13 protein-coding genes, 1 pseudogene and 1 other annotated feature are annotated in these 15,911 nt (G+C 48.5%); of the genes and pseudogenes, 4 read left to right on the top strand and 10 right to left on the bottom strand.

All coding sequences use genetic code 11. The features are described from left to right. Nucleotide 1 precedes the first annotated feature (1 nt). The 7 genes from WN16_RS18180 to phsA form a co-directional block, all read right to left on the bottom strand. On the bottom strand, nucleotides 2–337 hold the full coding sequence (locus WN16_RS18180; protein WP_003030187.1) for a DUF496 family protein: 336 nt from the start codon (nucleotides 335–337) through the stop codon (nucleotides 2–4). A 238-nt stretch (nucleotides 338–575) separates the two neighbouring features. Then, nucleotides 576–1,634 carry an FUSC family protein gene (locus WN16_RS18185; RefSeq protein ID WP_044701549.1) on the bottom strand — a complete coding sequence of 353 codons (1,059 nt, stop codon included), beginning with the start codon at nucleotides 1,632–1,634 and terminating at the stop codon, nucleotides 576–578. Nucleotides 1,635–1,741: 107 nt separating this feature from the next. Further along, complete coding sequence (gene sbmC / locus WN16_RS18190; RefSeq protein ID WP_003030184.1) at nucleotides 1,742–2,209, bottom strand: DNA gyrase inhibitor SbmC; 468 nt, start codon at nucleotides 2,207–2,209, stop codon at nucleotides 1,742–1,744. Between the two features lie 123 nt (nucleotides 2,210–2,332). Beyond that, nucleotides 2,333–3,505, bottom strand: coding sequence for a serine-type D-Ala-D-Ala carboxypeptidase DacD (gene dacD, locus WN16_RS18195; RefSeq protein ID WP_044701552.1), 1,173 nt, complete (start codon nucleotides 3,503–3,505; stop codon nucleotides 2,333–2,335). A 139-nt stretch (nucleotides 3,506–3,644) separates the two neighbouring features. After that, nucleotides 3,645–4,412 (bottom strand): thiosulfate reductase cytochrome B subunit, encoded by a 768-nt coding sequence (gene phsC / locus WN16_RS18200; protein ID WP_044701554.1) that lies wholly within the window; start codon nucleotides 4,410–4,412, stop codon nucleotides 3,645–3,647. Continuing rightward, nucleotides 4,409–4,987 carry a thiosulfate reductase electron transport protein PhsB gene (phsB, locus tag WN16_RS18205; RefSeq protein WP_003844270.1) on the bottom strand — a complete coding sequence of 193 codons (579 nt, stop codon included), beginning with the start codon at nucleotides 4,985–4,987 and terminating at the stop codon, nucleotides 4,409–4,411. Before phsB ends, phsC begins: the two co-directional genes overlap by 4 nt. A gap of 14 nt (nucleotides 4,988–5,001) precedes the next feature. Then, nucleotides 5,002–7,275, bottom strand: a complete 2,274-nt coding sequence (phsA, locus tag WN16_RS18210) for a thiosulfate reductase PhsA (protein ID WP_047715909.1) — start codon at nucleotides 7,273–7,275, stop codon at nucleotides 5,002–5,004. 905 nt (nucleotides 7,276–8,180) lie between these two features. Here phsA and WN16_RS18215 point away from each other — a divergent pair. After that, nucleotides 8,181–9,242 (top strand): hypothetical protein, encoded by a 1,062-nt coding sequence (locus tag WN16_RS18215; protein WP_044701556.1) that lies wholly within the window; start codon nucleotides 8,181–8,183, stop codon nucleotides 9,240–9,242. Nucleotides 9,243–9,732: 490 nt separating this feature from the next. After that, the gene (gene sbcB, locus WN16_RS18220) at nucleotides 9,733–11,157 is read left to right on the top strand and encodes an exodeoxyribonuclease I (protein WP_047715910.1); all 1,425 of its coding nucleotides are present in this window, start codon (nucleotides 9,733–9,735) and stop codon (nucleotides 11,155–11,157) included. A gap of 59 nt (nucleotides 11,158–11,216) precedes the next feature. On the opposite strand, the gene plaP is transcribed toward sbcB, so the two are convergent. The 3 genes and pseudogenes from plaP to WN16_RS18240 form a co-directional block, all read right to left on the bottom strand. Then, a complete protein-coding gene (gene plaP / locus WN16_RS18225; protein WP_003844275.1) occupies nucleotides 11,217–12,578 on the bottom strand; it encodes a putrescine/proton symporter PlaP in 1,362 nt (453 codons plus the stop codon). A gap of 214 nt (nucleotides 12,579–12,792) precedes the next feature. Continuing rightward, nucleotides 12,793–13,777 (bottom strand): annotated as a pseudogene (locus WN16_RS18235) (LysR family transcriptional regulator). A gap of 41 nt (nucleotides 13,778–13,818) precedes the next feature. Further along, nucleotides 13,819–14,643, bottom strand: a complete 825-nt coding sequence (locus WN16_RS18240; RefSeq protein ID WP_003030163.1) for an SDR family oxidoreductase — start codon at nucleotides 14,641–14,643, stop codon at nucleotides 13,819–13,821. A gap of 174 nt (nucleotides 14,644–14,817) precedes the next feature. Between WN16_RS18240 and hisL the strand changes: the two genes are divergently transcribed. Then, entirely contained in the window at nucleotides 14,818–14,865 is a 48-nt protein-coding gene (gene hisL / locus WN16_RS18245) for a his operon leader peptide (protein ID WP_100250077.1), read from the top strand. Then, nucleotides 14,841–14,963 (top strand) — a sequence feature (His leader region). It overlaps the preceding gene by 25 nt. A 45-nt stretch (nucleotides 14,964–15,008) precedes the next feature. Beyond that, nucleotides 15,009–15,908: an ATP phosphoribosyltransferase gene (gene hisG, locus WN16_RS18250; RefSeq protein ID WP_003030161.1), complete on the top strand. Its 900-nt coding sequence runs from the start codon at nucleotides 15,009–15,011 to the stop codon at nucleotides 15,906–15,908. Nucleotides 15,909–15,911 lie beyond the last annotated feature (3 nt).

Here is a 15,911-nt window from a genome sequence, read left to right on the forward strand (position 1 = left end):
GTTACTCAGCTTTCGCATCGGCGTTTTTCACTTCGCCCATCGCTTTCAGCTTTTTAGAGATGTCGCGGCGCTCTTTAGAGATCTCAGCGTTTTTGATGATGTAATCATCAACACGATCTTCATAATCGCTTTTCATGCTGGCGATAATGCCCTGAATCGCTTCCACGCTCATTCCAGGCTTGATGTAGTCGCTCAGGTTGTCCAACAGCAGAACGCGTTTCTGGTTGTCACGGATCTTTTTCTCAACGTCCTGAATTTCACGTTGCAGTTTGTTTTTACGACGGAACAGACGAACAAATTCCAGCACGTCCTGGAAAGAAGGCTTGGTAGTTTCCATTTTTACACCCCTGATAATGTGAGATTCGGATTCGTTAAAACAACGGCTAAAGTGGGTCAACATTACTTTCATGCCCGCCATACTTCAAGTTGCATCTGCATCGACAATGCATGGTTGAAACCTGAATTATCGAGGGTAAAGCCATTGCAGTTACCAATGGTTTTAGCCTTTTTCAGTATCATACCTCTAATCTTTGCTGAATCGAAGCAGCAGTAGAACCTATCGCCTCATCTGCTCTTTATTTGCGCAGCGCGCGACAGATTAAATGTGAGAGCAACTCCAGCTGTCGCGCCATTTCCATGTTCAACCAAACGTAGCCGTGAATGGGCGTTTCTGCGACATTATCGCCTTTATGCTCAGCAATGAGCTGACGCAACTCCGCCACGGTGTCATTGAGCTTTTCCGTATTGGCAAGCACCGGCTGCGGATTTCCTTCGTACAAGGCGTGGGTTATGGTCAGTAGCGCCTGCTGCATCCTGAGCTGAGTTTCACGCAAAGTTTGTGCATTCAGCATGACAAAGTGGCTGGTGCGGCTGGCCCAAAGCGCATTAATTTGCAGCTCAAGCATGCAGACCAGATTGCGGTTAACCGTTTGAATAGCCTCAAAAATGGATTTTTGAATACGGGTTTCTTTACTGGCGGGAACGATGAGTCCGCGCATTTTGACAACGTCGCTTAAGAGCTGCTGTAAATGCTTCTCAAGCCGCGGTTGCTCAAGCAAATTAGGGGATAGCGCGGCCTGATACACCCGATTGTACCCCGTCACACAATGTGCCAATTGGATACGCCAGTGTATAAATGCCCGCTGCGGCCAGATGCCAGTAAACAGCATCGCCAGTAACGAACCCAAAATAACGTCGCCACCGCGCCATAACGCGGTATTCATATCTCCGGCAGGCGCCCCCACTACCACGGCAAGCGTAATGCCAATCAGCAGCGCCTGATACGGCCTTTTACCCAACGCCAACCAGCCACAGAGAAACATCGCCACCGCGCACCAGATTAGCATTAGCGGAAGCGAAAAGAGTTCCAGACGCAGGGCAATCAATCCAAGCACCGAGCCCAGGATCGTTCCGCCTATACGCTCAAACGCTCTGGGAACAACGTTACCCCAAAAAGAAATTGGCCCCATAATCACCACCAGCGTGATCAGAGGCCATGTACCTTCGGGAATGTTTAACAGGCGTACCAACAGAAAAGTAAGAAGAAACGCCAGCGCAATGCGAATGCCATGCACCACACGATAATGACGATACAAACGAATTTCAAAAGGACTCAGCGACTTATCTGCACGCACTCATGCACTCCGTCAGGGAATAGCAAAGAAGCGAATTGTACCTGTTTTTACGGTGAAAACATCATCCTGATGACCAGGACATTCATCCTGATTTACACCAAAAACAGTTACTTCAACTGTACCGGCACGTACATTTCAATGTCCCAGTAACCGTCCTCCATGCCGTTGTTCATATAAACTTCAAAACAGGGTTTAGCCGCTATCGCATACGTCGAATCCTGCATCAGGCGCTCAAAAAACTGATACCACGGCGTCGCGAAGTCATGATTTTCAACGCGCGCAACGGCTATAGCATAGTCGCCACCTGCCAGCTCGGTCTGGATCACGCCTTCGCTGTTTTCCGGGATCTCAAAACCTTCAGGCACAGACACCACGGTATCACAACGAAGTTTTTCCGCCGGAACAACGTCAGGATTGTCGTAATAAACGGCTATCCATTCCAGCGGTACGATCTGCTTACCGTCGACCCACATCATTAACTGTTCGAAACCTTGCTTTACCGTTTGTTCCCACGGTCCAACCATATGGAAACCGGCAATTATGCGTTTCTCGACCTGCTTTATCTCGTACTCCATATAACCTCCGTTATTACACTGTATTTATATACAGTGTAATTTTTAGATATGACGGCCACAAGGAATCAGTGATTATTATGTGAGCAGATTCGCACTCTTGCCAGTCAGGCACATCAGGAAAAACTACGCCTTATGGTGGAAGTAATCGCTCAAACGCGAGAAGACGCCGCCTTCGTTGACAGACTCCAGCGTAACCAGAGGCCAGTGCGCCACCAGTTTATCCCGATCGTAGAGTTCAATTTCCCCCACACGTTGATGGGCAGCAATGGGGGCAACCAGTTCTTTCTTATCAAGAACATATTTTGCCTTGATATTCGCGACTTCGGCTTTAGGCAGGGCCATCCAGAAATCCTGCTCTGTGCCAAGGCTAATTTTTTCTTTATCGCCATACCAGATCCGTTCAATACCGACCTGCTTACCGCTACGTAAAACCTGCACGGTATCGAAGTTCTGTTGTCCCCATTGCAGCAGTTTTCTCGCCTGCTCTTCACGTCCTTTCGCACTCTCCGCCCCCATCACAACCGCAATCAGGCGGCGCTGCCCATCAACAGCAGAAGCAATCAGGTTGAATCCAGCGCCGGAGGTATGCCCAGTCTTCAGGCCATCGACGTTCATGGTTTTATCCCACAACAAACCGTTACGGTTTTGCTGCGTGATTCCGTTCCAGGTAAGGCTTTTTTCACTGTACATATGGTAGAAATCCGGCTCTCCATGGATGATAGCTCGCGACAGCACGGCCAGATCGTAAGCTGAGCTATGCTGACCTGGCGCATCCAGACCATGTACCGTTTCAAAATGCGTGTCCCGCAGGTTCAGCTTTTGCACATAGTTGTTCATCATCGCGACAAACTGCGGCTGCCCTCCGGCGATGTAATCCGCCAGCGCCACACAGGCATCATTACCGGAATCAACAATTAACCCACGACTCAGGTCGCGCACAGAAACGCGATCCCCTTCTTTCAGGAACATTAAGGATGAACCGACGAATACCGGATTATCTTTCGCCCAGGCGTCGCGCCCAACGGTGACAATATCTGTCGGACTAATACGCTTGCTGTCAATTGCGCGATCGACAACATAACCAGTCATCAGCTTGGTCAGGCTGGCAGGGTTGCGCTGCTGGTGTTCATTTCCGGCTGTCAGGATTTGGCCCGTGGTGTAATCCATTAATACCCACGCCCCGGCATTAATCGCAGGTGGCTGTGGGGAAAAGCTTACGACCTCGGTCGCGTACGCGGGCGAAAAACTCATCGCAAAGAGTGAAGCGGCAATAAACAAACGGCGTTTCAACAGCATGTCCTCAGGAAATGGAGAAATAGCCGTTCTTTTTACGGAAGTTCTGGCGAACAAACATGGATAAATTGCAAGAAAATGTGACATAAGGCACATTTTCTTGCTGTAAGGAAAGGTTTTCAGATATCAACCGCGGCGGGCATTACCCTTTGCGCGGTGCTGTCTCTGCGTGATGGGTGCGATGACGATGATAGCCATCTATCATGCTGCGGAAAATTTGCCCCGGTGTGTCACCCAGCGTGCACAGGTAAATATGTGCACAGATGAACAGTAAGCCGACAATCGCCAACACCATATGCAGCACCAGCATCACAGGCCCTGCCCCTATTACCTGCGGGTAGAGACATAACAACCCGGTAATGATCAACAGCGGAACCAGCGCATACATGATGGCCAGATAAGCCAACTGTTGTAGCGGGTTAAATTTACTCTCTGCCGTTGCGGCAAACGGGTGCGGCTCACCTTTCATGATGCCATACAGATAAAAACGCGTTTGCAACAAGCAGCGTGATATCAACCCGTTAAACTTCACCCGATAATGACAACCGTTGCCGCTGGTTGCGTTGATTAGCACAAAACCAACCCAGAAGGCCAACAGGGCGAAACCGCACCAGGTATGTACCTGCACCATCAATGCCACCGGTCCGACAGAGAAGTGCCCAAACAGGCCACTCAGCAGAAGCAGGATAAAAAGCAGCGCATTACCCCAGTGCCAGCGGCGAACTGCCAGCGAATAGAGGTAATCCCGATGTTCTTCTCCAGTTGCTGTTTTGGGTGACAACATCCGACGTAACAGCGCGTGTAAAACCAGGCCCGCAATCATCAGCACAATAACAACGCCTGCATAAATGAGCCACAGCGGCCAGTAGTCCGGCGCATAGTTAAGCTCTGCTCCCCAGATAGAATTCATGCTTTACCCTCCTGATGGATCTCTTTACGCCGATAAACACTCACCGGGCCGCTACGCGTATCCTGCTGGCGATAAACCTCTTTCTGATTTATCCAGTGCTGAATTTCCGGGTCGTCACGACGACCAAATTTCAGCGCATCCGTCGGGCAAACGGAAACGCAGGCGGGCGATTGTCCAGTCTCCAGTCGGGTATCTGCACAGAAGTTACATTTGTCGGCAATTCCCGTTTGCGGATTGAGATAACGGACGTGGAACGGACAAGCGGCAACGCAATAGTCACAGCCAATACAGCGAGACTTATCCACTTGCACAATGCCATTTTCGTCGCGAAATGACGCACCGGTCGGACAAACGCTGACACACGGCGCATCTTCACAATGCTGACAGGAAACGCGAACAAACTGGAAGTGGGATAGCACCTCGGGTTCATGTTCAGGTGAACGGATCTGCACCTGTAGACGGCTAAATCCCTCTGGCACGTCATTCAAAACTTTGCAGGCAACCGTACATGCCTGGCAGCCAATACAGCGTTTCTCGTCATGCAGCATGACATAAGGGTTTGTAGATTGATTCATGATGTTCTCCTTTCTCATGCCCGACGAAGCGTAACGCCAGCGGTGTGCACCACTGTACCGGAAACCGGACTGGTGACATGCGGAAGCAAATTACCGCAATGGACACCGTGCGTTGTCGCCGCGGTTTTGGCTCCCGCCTTGGCGCCAAACCCCATATAAACAAACAGCGTATCGGGCCGAATTCCGGCGGTGACCAGCGCTTTGCCTTTTTCCTTACCGGTCGCATTTTCCAGCCAGATGTCATCGCCGCTTTTGATGCCTTTTTCACGGGCCGTTTGCGGGTGGATCCACACCGCGTTGTCCCACATCAACTCGCTAAGCAGTGGCACGTATTGCGTCGCACCGTTGGTATGAACCGCCACTTTTCCCTGGATAAAATAGAGCTCACTATCGCCTTTGAGCGCAAAATTGCGCGCGCGCGGAATACCGTAGCCAGGCAGGAGCGTCTCCAGCTCTTCAGAATAAAGCTCTATTTTTCCTGAAGGGGATTTAAAGCGCAGTTGCTCCCCATAGGTACCGTCGCTGTCAACCGCCACCGCGCCCGGATAGCGTTCCACAAACTGACGCACCGCTTCAGGTTCACGCAGCAGTAACGGAACACCCCACTCCCGATACCCTTTCTCACGCAGTTCAGCAGACAGCGCATGATCGCCATTAAGCTGGTATAACTGACGCGTTTGCATATCCTGCCATGGGTAGAATTGCCCAAGGCCTAACTGCACGGCCAGCTCTTTCCAGATTTGCCAGCTTGGACGCGCATCACCAATAGGTTCTACTACCTGCTGGCGCAGGGCATAGGCTGGATTCAGACCCGACATGTCTGAAACTTCTTCATCGCGCTCAAGGTAAGTACATTCAGGCAAAAGGTAGTCGGCATACGCCGCGCTTTCGCTTAGATAAACATCACAACTGACCACAAGGTCGAGCTGTTCAACGGTTTTGACCAGATCCGGTCGGCAGGTAACGGTTTGGAAAGGGTTGTGTCGGGACATAATCCATCCCTTCACCGGATAAGGCGTCTGGTTTAACACAGCATCAATGATGCTTTGCACCACACCACCGCCCGCCGCGATGTACTTAAACTGCGGGGCTACCAGATCGATACGCTGCGCCGTTGGCTTGGGTAATTTGACATCGGGTTTTGCCAGCACCGGAGCGACCTTCTCTCCGGCCAGCTTATTATAAGTTGCCGCCGCTTTTTTCTGGTATAAACCGCCTTCACGCTCAATATTGCCAAGCAGCACATTGAGGGTAAAAATCATGCGCCGCATATCAATTTCTTCTTGCGAGAACGTCGCACGATGGCCCGGGCTGACGATAGCATGAGGCGCGCAGGCGGCCATTTCTCGGGTGACCCGAACAATGACATCAGCAGGCACATCAGCTTGCTTTTGCGCCCATTCCGGCGTGGTCTCTTGTACTGCTTCTGCCAGTTGGTCAAACCCTGTGGTGTAGCGCGCAACGAAGTCCGCGTCATACAATTTTTCATTGATCATGACGTGACACATGGCCATCAACACCGGCAAGTCGCCGCCCGGTTTGAGCGCATGCCATTCATCCGCCTTGCTGGAGAAGACGGACAGACGAGGGTCGAAGCTGACCATTTTTGCGCCCTTTTCCTGCGCCATCATCAGTTCATGCGTTTCGGCAACCTCAATTCCTTCATAAAGGTTGTGACCAAAAGAGACCATATAACGGGTATTGGCGATATCCATGGCCAAATCGCCGCCCATCATCACTTTGGCGGCAATCGATTTTCCGGCCGGGCATGTCGACGCGTGCGTAAAGGTGTTTGGCGATCCGAAAGCCGTCGCCAGTTGAAATAAATGCCCTGAAAGCGAACCGGATTTAGAAGAAAAGACGACGCCCTGAGGACCATGCTGCGTTTTAATTGCCGTCATTTTTTCGGCAATTTCTTTATACGCTTGTTCCCAGCTAATAACCTGCCATTCTCCGCTCCCGCGAGGTCCTGTGCGTTTCATGGGTTTAACAATGCGATGAGGGTCGTTGACCAGGCTAACGCCGCTGCCGCCACGAGCGCAGACACGCGTGCCTTGTTGAGGAGCATTAGGGTTCCCTTGAATAAAAACCGTTTTGTTATTAATTACCTGCGCCTGTATCGGGCAACGATAAGAACACATTTCACACAAACTTGGCGTCAGGGATGTTTTCCCTTTGATACTCTCAGGAGAATTTCGTGCCAGTGCGCCTGGCGGAAAACTGCCTATCGCACAGGCTGAACAGCCTATACCCACTCCTCGCAAAAAATTACGCCGACTAATGCTCATATAACCTCCTGTTATTAGATATATCCAATGATTATATGGCGTTTAGAATATTTATTTTTTACATTAATCACATTTCATTACAATGCATGACAGCGAATTGACACAAATAAAAACTCTTTGTTTATAAAAGACTTTTAAAGTTTCCAGAACACCACGAATCGGGCGCAAAGTAGCAACAACAATAATAATAATTCTCAATCAATTAAATATCTATTGCATCAGAATCGATAATTGCATCACTGCTTCTATCTTAATCTTTGTCATTCATTAAAAATGATAAATCAGTTCTAATGATAATTTACCCCCGTTAATATTTATCAATGAACACATCAACTGACAGCATTCCTTATGCTATTTTCAACATAGACAAGGACTGATATTATTTTACTAAAAAACATAACATACAGCTTATCTTAATATAAAACACAATCAGACAATTCAAATAAAAGCCAGAATAATGAGAAGTTAAAAATGATAAGATGTATTTCTATAAGAACAATAGGTAATCGCCTCAGTACTCTTTAACAAAGTTATCATGACACAATCAAACGAGTGATAAGATTGGCAGAGTCAAGATCATCATAAGATTGAGTCTTTAAATTTATCTAAATTACACTATTTTTTAGTCGTGATCGTATTCATAAAGATCAACACTACTTATGATATTGACTACACGCAGCAATTACGATATATTCTAAAGAATCTTTCATAACCGGAGAAAAAATGTTCAATGAAATCACCATATCATCAATTGGACGACTCATCCTATATAGGGACTTTGTTTTTTTATCGATATTATCAGTATTCATCAAGAAAGACAAAAAAAGAATCACCTTTTATAAGATATGTAGCCATACTTACAATTGGTTTTGTGTTTAAAATAATACAATAAAACAAGGTCTGTAATGAAAAAAATCACAGCCATTCTGTTTCTTATGCAAATTACATCTCTTCTGGCTACAGGATTGCTATTGATACCGGAAACAATTGCACTGTATGTCAGAACGGCGGTCGGCGTTCTTATTTTTGCTTTATATTTCAAAGATTTTAAATGCAGCATTTATTTACTTTTATCATCTATCTTTATAGTGATTTTCTTCATCACAAGCCATAACTTTACATGTATAAATATATTATTTACTGTGTGGCTTATATTTTTAATGAAGAAACTTGGAGATAAAAACCTGGTTAAATGCATTTTCTACTCAACTCTAATGTTTTCGCTTGTTTTTTGTGCCTTTGTCATTAATGGATTAATTCATCCTGATATTGTTTATATAGCTGAGTCAGGAAGGTACAGGAATAATTTAGGTTTCTGGTCAGCAAACTATCCGGGATTCATATCATTTTCCTGTTTTATGACACTATTCGCAACCCTTGGCTTTCTTAAAAAAAATATAAAAAATAAATATCGCATTGTTTCATACATAGTTATGGCATTTTGTTTTGTAATTCCATGGATAGCTGACTCCAGGACGCCTGGATATGCAATGGTAATGGCTATTTTTTTCTTTATGCTTTGCTATATAAATACATTCAAACAAATTGCCATTAGGTTAATCCCATTTATTCCTTTAGCTGCATTGGTTTCCACTATTTATTTATCTTCAAAAAGCGGTAGCAACATCGACTTTATTTTGAGCGGGCGCTTAACTTATTACCATGATTTTTTACGTGAACTTAATTCATGGGATTATATTTTCGGAACTCAGCTTCCAGATTATGCACTAGATAGTTCATATCTCATACTACTCTCTGCATTTGGTATATCATATATACTAATCCTAACAGCCCTCCTAATCAAAGCTGTAATTAATAATAAAAATAAATTTGCATTAACGATTTTATTTTCACTCATGTGCTATGGAGTTACTGAAGCTGTGATGGCCAGAGCTGAAATACCAGTAACAATCCTATTTATCTCACTCATGTTTATCAACACAAATAAAAAAACAGAGCTCACTTAATTTTGTATTTGCGCATAAAGTGTTGTTACATTTTTGTTTAAAATATAAGCCATTACAGTTCGGGAGTCATAGATCATTCAGTAAACTAACAGAAAACCTCAGACCTCGGCAGTCTTAACAAACTGGAAGTAAAATTTGATTCGACTGTATCGAAGACTAAGAGAAACTTACAGACGTAACAAAACTGGTTTTTCATCCTATATGTAACACCAACTAATTGGACTACATTCGTTTTATCTTAGGAAAAAGTGGATAGCACTAGGATAAAACACTAGTATATTGAGTTCTATTATTAAAAACCCGCCTTCATAGAAGGCGCATTGGTACACTCCAAAAGCGGCGTACCAAAACCCTTAAAAAGAAATATCTGTCAGTCCAGTAAGATTTTAATCCCAAGGCAATAAGGCAGAGCCAAAACCAGCAGATGGCCAAGCCCGTAGGACATGGTTTTCATGTTGGCAATAAATTCCAATACAGGTGTAATAAAGAAATGTCAGATACCTCCAACTGTCCTGGTTTTCTCTTCCACGATTACGAGACCTTTGGTACCCATCCGGCGCTGGACAGACCCGCGCAATTTGCGGCTATCCGCACAGATAATGATTTCAACATCATCGGTGAACCAGAAGTCTTTTATTGCAAACCCGCGGACGATTATCTGCCGAAGCCTGAGGCGGTGTTGATTACGGGTATCACACCGCAGGAAGCACGTGAAAAGGGAGAGAATGAAGCCGCTTTTGCTGCGCGCATCCACGCCCTGTTCACCGTGCCGAAAACCTGTATCCTGGGCTATAACAACGTGCGCTTCGATGATGAGGTGACGCGCAACATCCTGTATCGCAATTTCTACGATCCCTATGCCTGGAGTTGGCAGAACGATAATTCGCGCTGGGATCTGCTGGATGTGATGCGCGCCTGCTATGCCCTGCGCCCTGAAGGCATTAACTGGCCGGAAAACGACGACGGCTTACCCAGCTTCCGCCTGGAGCATTTGACCAAAGCTAATGGTATTGAGCATGCCAATGCTCACGATGCGATGGCGGACGTATACGCCACGATCGCAATGGCGCAATTAGTGAAGTCACGTCAGCCGCGTCTGTTTGATTATCTCTACAGCCATCGTAATAAGCACAAGCTGGCCGCGTTGGTTGATGTCCCGCAAATGAAACCTCTGGTCCATGTCTCTGGTATGTTCGGCGCATGGCGCGGTAACACCAGTTGGGTGGCGCCATTGGCGTGGCATCCGGAGAATCGTAACGCGGTTATTATGGTCGACTTAGCTGGTGATATTTCGCCGCTGCTCGAACTCGACAGCGACGCCCTGCGCGAGCGGCTCTACACGTCTAAAGCGGATCTGGGTGATAACCCGGCCGTACCGGTTAAATTGGTGCACATCAACAAATGCCCGGTACTGGCACAGGCGAATACCCTGCGTCCGGAAGATGCCGACCGTCTTGGCATTAACCGCCAGCATTGTCTGGATAATCTCAAAGTTCTGCGCGAAAACCCGCAGATACGCGACAAAGTGGTCGCGATCTTTGCCGATGCGGAACCCTTTACTCCATCAGATAACGTGGATGCCCAACTGTACAACGGCTTTTTCAGCGATGCTGACCGTGCGGCGATGAAAATCGTTCTGGAAACCGAACCACGCAATTTACCGGCGCTGGATATCTCCTTTGTCGATAAGCGCATTGAAAAACTGTTGTTTAATTACCGTGCACGTAACTTCCCGGGAACGCTGGACGAAGCTGAACAGCAGCGCTGGCTGGACCATCGTCGCCAGGTATTCACACCGGAGTTTTTGCAAAATTACGCCAATGAATTGCAGCTATTGAGCCAGCAATATGCGGATAACAAAGAAAAGTTGATGCTGCTGAAATCACTCTGGCAGTATGCCGAAGAGATTGTATAAATCCCACGTATAAAAAAACGGAGAACATGTCTCCGTTTTTTTTCAGCTAAATGCAGTTATTACGCGATATCTTCGTCGTACTGTGGGACCGGGTTGCGGAAGCTTTTGGTCACGCAAGCCAGGTAGATCAGACCGATACCCGCCCAGATTAAGCCCAGAACCATTGAGCTTTCTTCCAGGTTCACCCACAGCGCGCCAACGGTCAGCGCACCGCACATTGGCAGGAACAGGTACTGGAAGTGATCTTTCAGCGTCTTGTTACGCTTCTCACGGATCCAGAACTGGGAGATTACCGACAGGTTAACGAAGGTAAATGCCACCAGCGCACCAAAGTTAATCAGCGCCGTCGCCATCACCAGGTCGAAGTTGATTGCCAACAGAGCAATCGCCCCAACCAGAATGATGTTCATGGACGGAGTACGCCATTTCGGGTGTACATAACCGAAGAAGCTTTTCGGGAATACGCCGTCACGACCCATCACGTACATCAGACGCGCAACGCCTGCATGCGCCGCCATACCGGACGCCAGTACGGTAATGGTAGAGAAAATCAGCGCGCCGACCTGGAAGAACTTACCGGCAACATACAGCATGATTTCCGGCTGCGAAGCATCTGGATCCTTAAAGCGCGAAATATCCGGGAAGTACAACTGCAACAGATAGGTGGAGACGATAAAGATCAGGCCACCAATCAGCGCGGTCAGGAAAATCGCACGCGGGATCACGCGCTCAGCGTCTTTGGTTTCTTCTGACAGGTTGCTGATACCGTCAAAACCGGTGAACGAGAAGCACAGGATGGTCGCACCGGTGATCATCGGGATCACGTGCGCATCACCGGACCAGAATGGACGGCTGCTCGCCAGCGTACCAGCACCTTCACCTTCGAACACGCCATAAATGACCATGCCGAGGATCACCGCAATCAGCACCACCTGCAACAACACGATGACGGTGTTGAAATTAGCAACGGATTTGAGGCTGCGAAGGTTGAAGGCGGTCATAAAGGCCACCAGCGCCACCACGAACATCCACGATGGAATCGAGGGCACCAGCGCTTCAAAATAAATTTTCGCCAACAGAATGTTGATCATCGGGGCGAACAGGTAGTCCAGCAGTGATGACCAACCCACCATAAAGCCAACTGTCGGGCTAATGGATTTCTGGGCGTAAGTGTAGGCAGAGCCTGCAGACGGATAGCGGCGTACCAGTTTACCGTAGCTCAGTGCGGTAAAAAGGATGGCGATCAGTGCAAAGGCGTAAGCTGTCGGGACGTGACCATCGGTCATTCCTGATACGATACCGAATGTATCGAACAGCGTCATCGGCTGCATATAGGCAAGGCCCATCATGACAACCGGAACCAGCGTAAGCGTTTTACGTAATTCCACGCGAGAGGTGTTTGGAGTAGCGTTATGCGACATGGTTATCCCCCATTACGGCGAAAACCGTCGCGTAAGCAAAAAATTGCCCCATTTTTTGTTAATCCTCAGCGACAACAACTGTCGATTTTTAAGTAAGTATCTATCCGGTACGAAGCCCGGCCTCTTTTATGAATGATTGGTTTGATGCAAAAAAATAACCGACGCGTATTAAAACGTCGGTTAATGTCATTTTTTGCAAGCGGCGTATTTTGCACTAAATTGGGGAGAAATAACAAGAGATTGAAGTGGCTACAAAAGAATATTTTTTCTTAACTGATTGATTTGTCAGCAGCCGTTTTAACATACACCCCCGCAATAGCACTATTTGCTAAAATTTCATCTCGCCACCAGGCACTGGCCAACCCGGCGGTCTGTTCATTCCAGCCTATCCACACGGGTTCAAGGACAATTTGCGCGACCACTTTTTTCTCAATCAGTGCGCCGCTCTCCAGAAATCGCTGCGCCAGATAGCGCGGAATATAGCCACATCCCAGGCCGCTGATTTGTAGTTCCAGCTTGGTTTTGAAGTCAAAAACGGTAATGGCTTCCTGATCGTCAAGCACCTGAGAACCTGAGACATTGGCATGCTGCGCATTGTCGCCCACTACAATGGCGCGAAAACGGCGAATAGTGCGACGATTTAACGGTTCCTGTTCCTGCGCCAGCGGGTGATGCGGCGCAACCACAAACACCTGTTCCAGAACCCCCAGCCGTGCAAAGCCAAATTCGCTCGCTGCAGGGGGTTCATGCATGGCACCGACAATAATATCCGCCCGGCCCTGAATTAGGGCATCCCATGAGCCGCCCAGCACGCCATTGATAAATTTCAGACGCGTCACGCTGTGGTGTTGATAGAAAGACTCGATGAGTGGGGCCAGCAATGAAAAGGGAAAGGTATCATCTACGCCAATAACCAGTTCATTCTCCCAGCCTTCGTGTAGTTTAATGGCCTGCTTTTCGAGTTCACGGACGGTATGCAGCACCTCCCGCCCCTTTTCCAGCAGCATCTGTCCGGTGCGGGTGAACTTAGCCCGGTGCCCGCTGCGATCGAGTATCTGAATATTAAGATCGCTTTCCAGCTTATGGACGGTGTAGCTAAGCGCAGACGGCGTCTTAAACAATTTTGCCGACGCCGCCGCGAAACTGCCCTCTTTTTCTAAGGCATCGAGGATGATAAGAACGTCCAGCAGTGGTTTCATACTCGCCCCCTGGCGGTATACAGCGGCACTCTGCTGGCTTGTCACTCCATCGGCATCACCAGCGGATCAGGATACTGGTACTCAAACCCAAGCTCATTACAAATACGGTTGCCATCAATGACTTTACCTTTACCGTTATCCGTACCGTCGCGAAATTCCGGCGGCTCCATCCCCAACTGGCGGGCCATCTGCGGATAGAACACGTTACGCGCCGGATGCATAGGCGCACATATATTATAGATGTGTCCCCCTTTAGGCGCTTGCAGCAGTAACGTGATGGCAGAAACCACATCGTCCAGATGCACCAGATTGACGCCATGATGTCCGTCTGGCGCCGTCTTGCCGGCAAAGAAGCGACCAGGATGTCTTCCCGGACCAACTAACCCGGCCAGACGCAAAATATCCACCGACGTGCCAGGTAAATTGTGCAACCAGTCTTCAAGTTCTTTCAGAACACGACCACTTGCCGTGACCGGATTACGCGGCGTCCCCTCTTTCACTGTTCCTTGAACGTCACCATAGACTGACGTAGAACTGGTAAAAATAATCCGCGGGATCCGATACGCCAGCGCGCTGTCGACCAGTTCCTGCATTGCCTGCAGGTAAAATGCTTCCCCAGGACCGCTACGGCGTGCAGGCAGCGTAATAACCAACGCATCGGCGTCCATCAGTGCGTCGAGATCGTCAGCCTCACAGACCAGTTCAGGTTCCAGGCGCAGCGAGTAACTCTCGATACCGCTCATGCGGGCCGCTTCCACCCCATCCAATGTGGTTTTGCTGCCGGTAACCTGCCAGCCTCTCGCCGCCAGCGACATGGCTAACGGCATGCCTAACCAACCTAATCCGACAATTGCGACCTTTTTCATGCCTTCTCTCCTGACTTTTGGCCTATAACGCAAGGCTACGCCAGCCCACGGTGGCTGACAATTCATAGTATCAATATGAAATGAATTAATGATCAAAAAAAGCCCTTGCTTTCCGTAGCTAAAGTGGTTTAGGTTAAAAGACATCAAATGAATAAACATTCATCGAGAAAATTTATGACACGCGCTCAATTCAAACACCATCATCACCATCATCCTGACTAGTCTTTCAGGCGATGTGTGCTGGGAGACATTTAAATCTTCCAGCGGTGCATGAGCGTATGAGAAAGCCCCCGGAAGATTTCTTCCGGGGGCTTTTTTTTGTGCGTGACCCAAACTGATTCAGACAGGATAACGAGGAATAAAGAATGTTAGACAACACCCGTTTACGCATAGCTATGCAGAAATCTGGCCGTTTAAGCGATGATTCACGCGAATTGCTGGCCCGTTGCGGCATTAAAATTAATCTTCACACCCAGCGCCTGATTGCAATGGCAGAGAATATGCCTATCGATATTCTGCGCGTACGTGATGACGATATCCCGGGTCTGGTGATGGATGGCGTTGTTGACCTCGGCATCATCGGGGAAAACGTTCTGGAAGAGGAACTGCTCAACCGCCGCGCACAGGGTGAAGACCCTCGCTATTTTACCCTGCGTCGTCTGGACTTCGGCGGCTGCCGTCTCTCGCTGGCAACCCCGGTTGATGAAGCATGGGATGGCCCGGCAGCGCTGAACGGTAAGCGTATCGCGACCTCTTACCCACACCTGCTCAAACGCTATCTCGATCAGAAAGGGGTGTCGTTTAAATCCTGTCTGTTAAACGGCTCTGTAGAAGTCGCTCCCCGTGCGGGTCTGGCCGACGCGATTTGTGATCTGGTGTCCACTGGCGCAACACTTGAAGCCAACGGTCTGCGTGAAGTGGAAGTCATTTACCGCTCTAAAGCCTGCCTGATTCAGCGCGATGGCGAAATGGCCGACGCCAAGCAACAACTGATCGACAAATTGCTGACCCGTATTCAGGGCGTTATTCAGGCTCGTGAATCCAAATACATCATGATGCACGCGCCGAGCGAGCGTCTGGACGAAGTTATCGCCCTGCTGCCTGGCGCTGAGCGTCCGACCATTCTGCCGCTGGCCGGCGACCAGCAGCGTGTTGCCATGCACATGGTCAGCAGCGAAACCCTGTTCTGGGAAACGATGGAAAAACTGAAAGCGCTCGGTGCCAGCTCAATTCTGGTGCTGCCAATTGAGAAGATGATGGAGTGATAG

This window comes from Citrobacter sp. ABFQG (assembly GCF_004322975.1).
Lineage (GTDB): Bacteria > Pseudomonadota > Gammaproteobacteria > Enterobacterales > Enterobacteriaceae > Citrobacter > Citrobacter freundii.

Coding starts and splice junctions, on each gene's coding strand:
- phsC (WP_044701554.1), bottom strand. CDS start 4,412: ATGAATTCTATCTGGGGAGCAGAGCTTAACTATGCGCCGGACTACTGG.
- WN16_RS18240 (WP_003030163.1), bottom strand. CDS start 14,643: ATGAAAAAGGTCGCAATTGTCGGATTAGGTTGGTTAGGCATGCCGTTA.
- sbcB (WP_047715910.1), top strand. CDS start 9,733: ATGTCAGATACCTCCAACTGTCCTGGTTTTCTCTTCCACGATTACGAG.
- hisG (WP_003030161.1), top strand. CDS start 15,009: ATGTTAGACAACACCCGTTTACGCATAGCTATGCAGAAATCTGGCCGT.
- sbmC (WP_003030184.1), bottom strand. CDS start 2,209: ATGGAGTACGAGATAAAGCAGGTCGAGAAACGCATAATTGCCGGTTTC.
- plaP (WP_003844275.1), bottom strand. CDS start 12,578: ATGTCGCATAACGCTACTCCAAACACCTCTCGCGTGGAATTACGTAAA.
- dacD (WP_044701552.1), bottom strand. CDS start 3,505: ATGCTGTTGAAACGCCGTTTGTTTATTGCCGCTTCACTCTTTGCGATG.
- phsA (WP_047715909.1), bottom strand. CDS start 7,275: ATGAGCATTAGTCGGCGTAATTTTTTGCGAGGAGTGGGTATAGGCTGT.
- WN16_RS18180 (WP_003030187.1), bottom strand. CDS start 337: ATGGAAACTACCAAGCCTTCTTTCCAGGACGTGCTGGAATTTGTTCGT.
- WN16_RS18215 (WP_044701556.1), top strand. CDS start 8,181: ATGAAAAAAATCACAGCCATTCTGTTTCTTATGCAAATTACATCTCTT.
- phsB (WP_003844270.1), bottom strand. CDS start 4,987: ATGAATCAATCTACAAACCCTTATGTCATGCTGCATGACGAGAAACGC.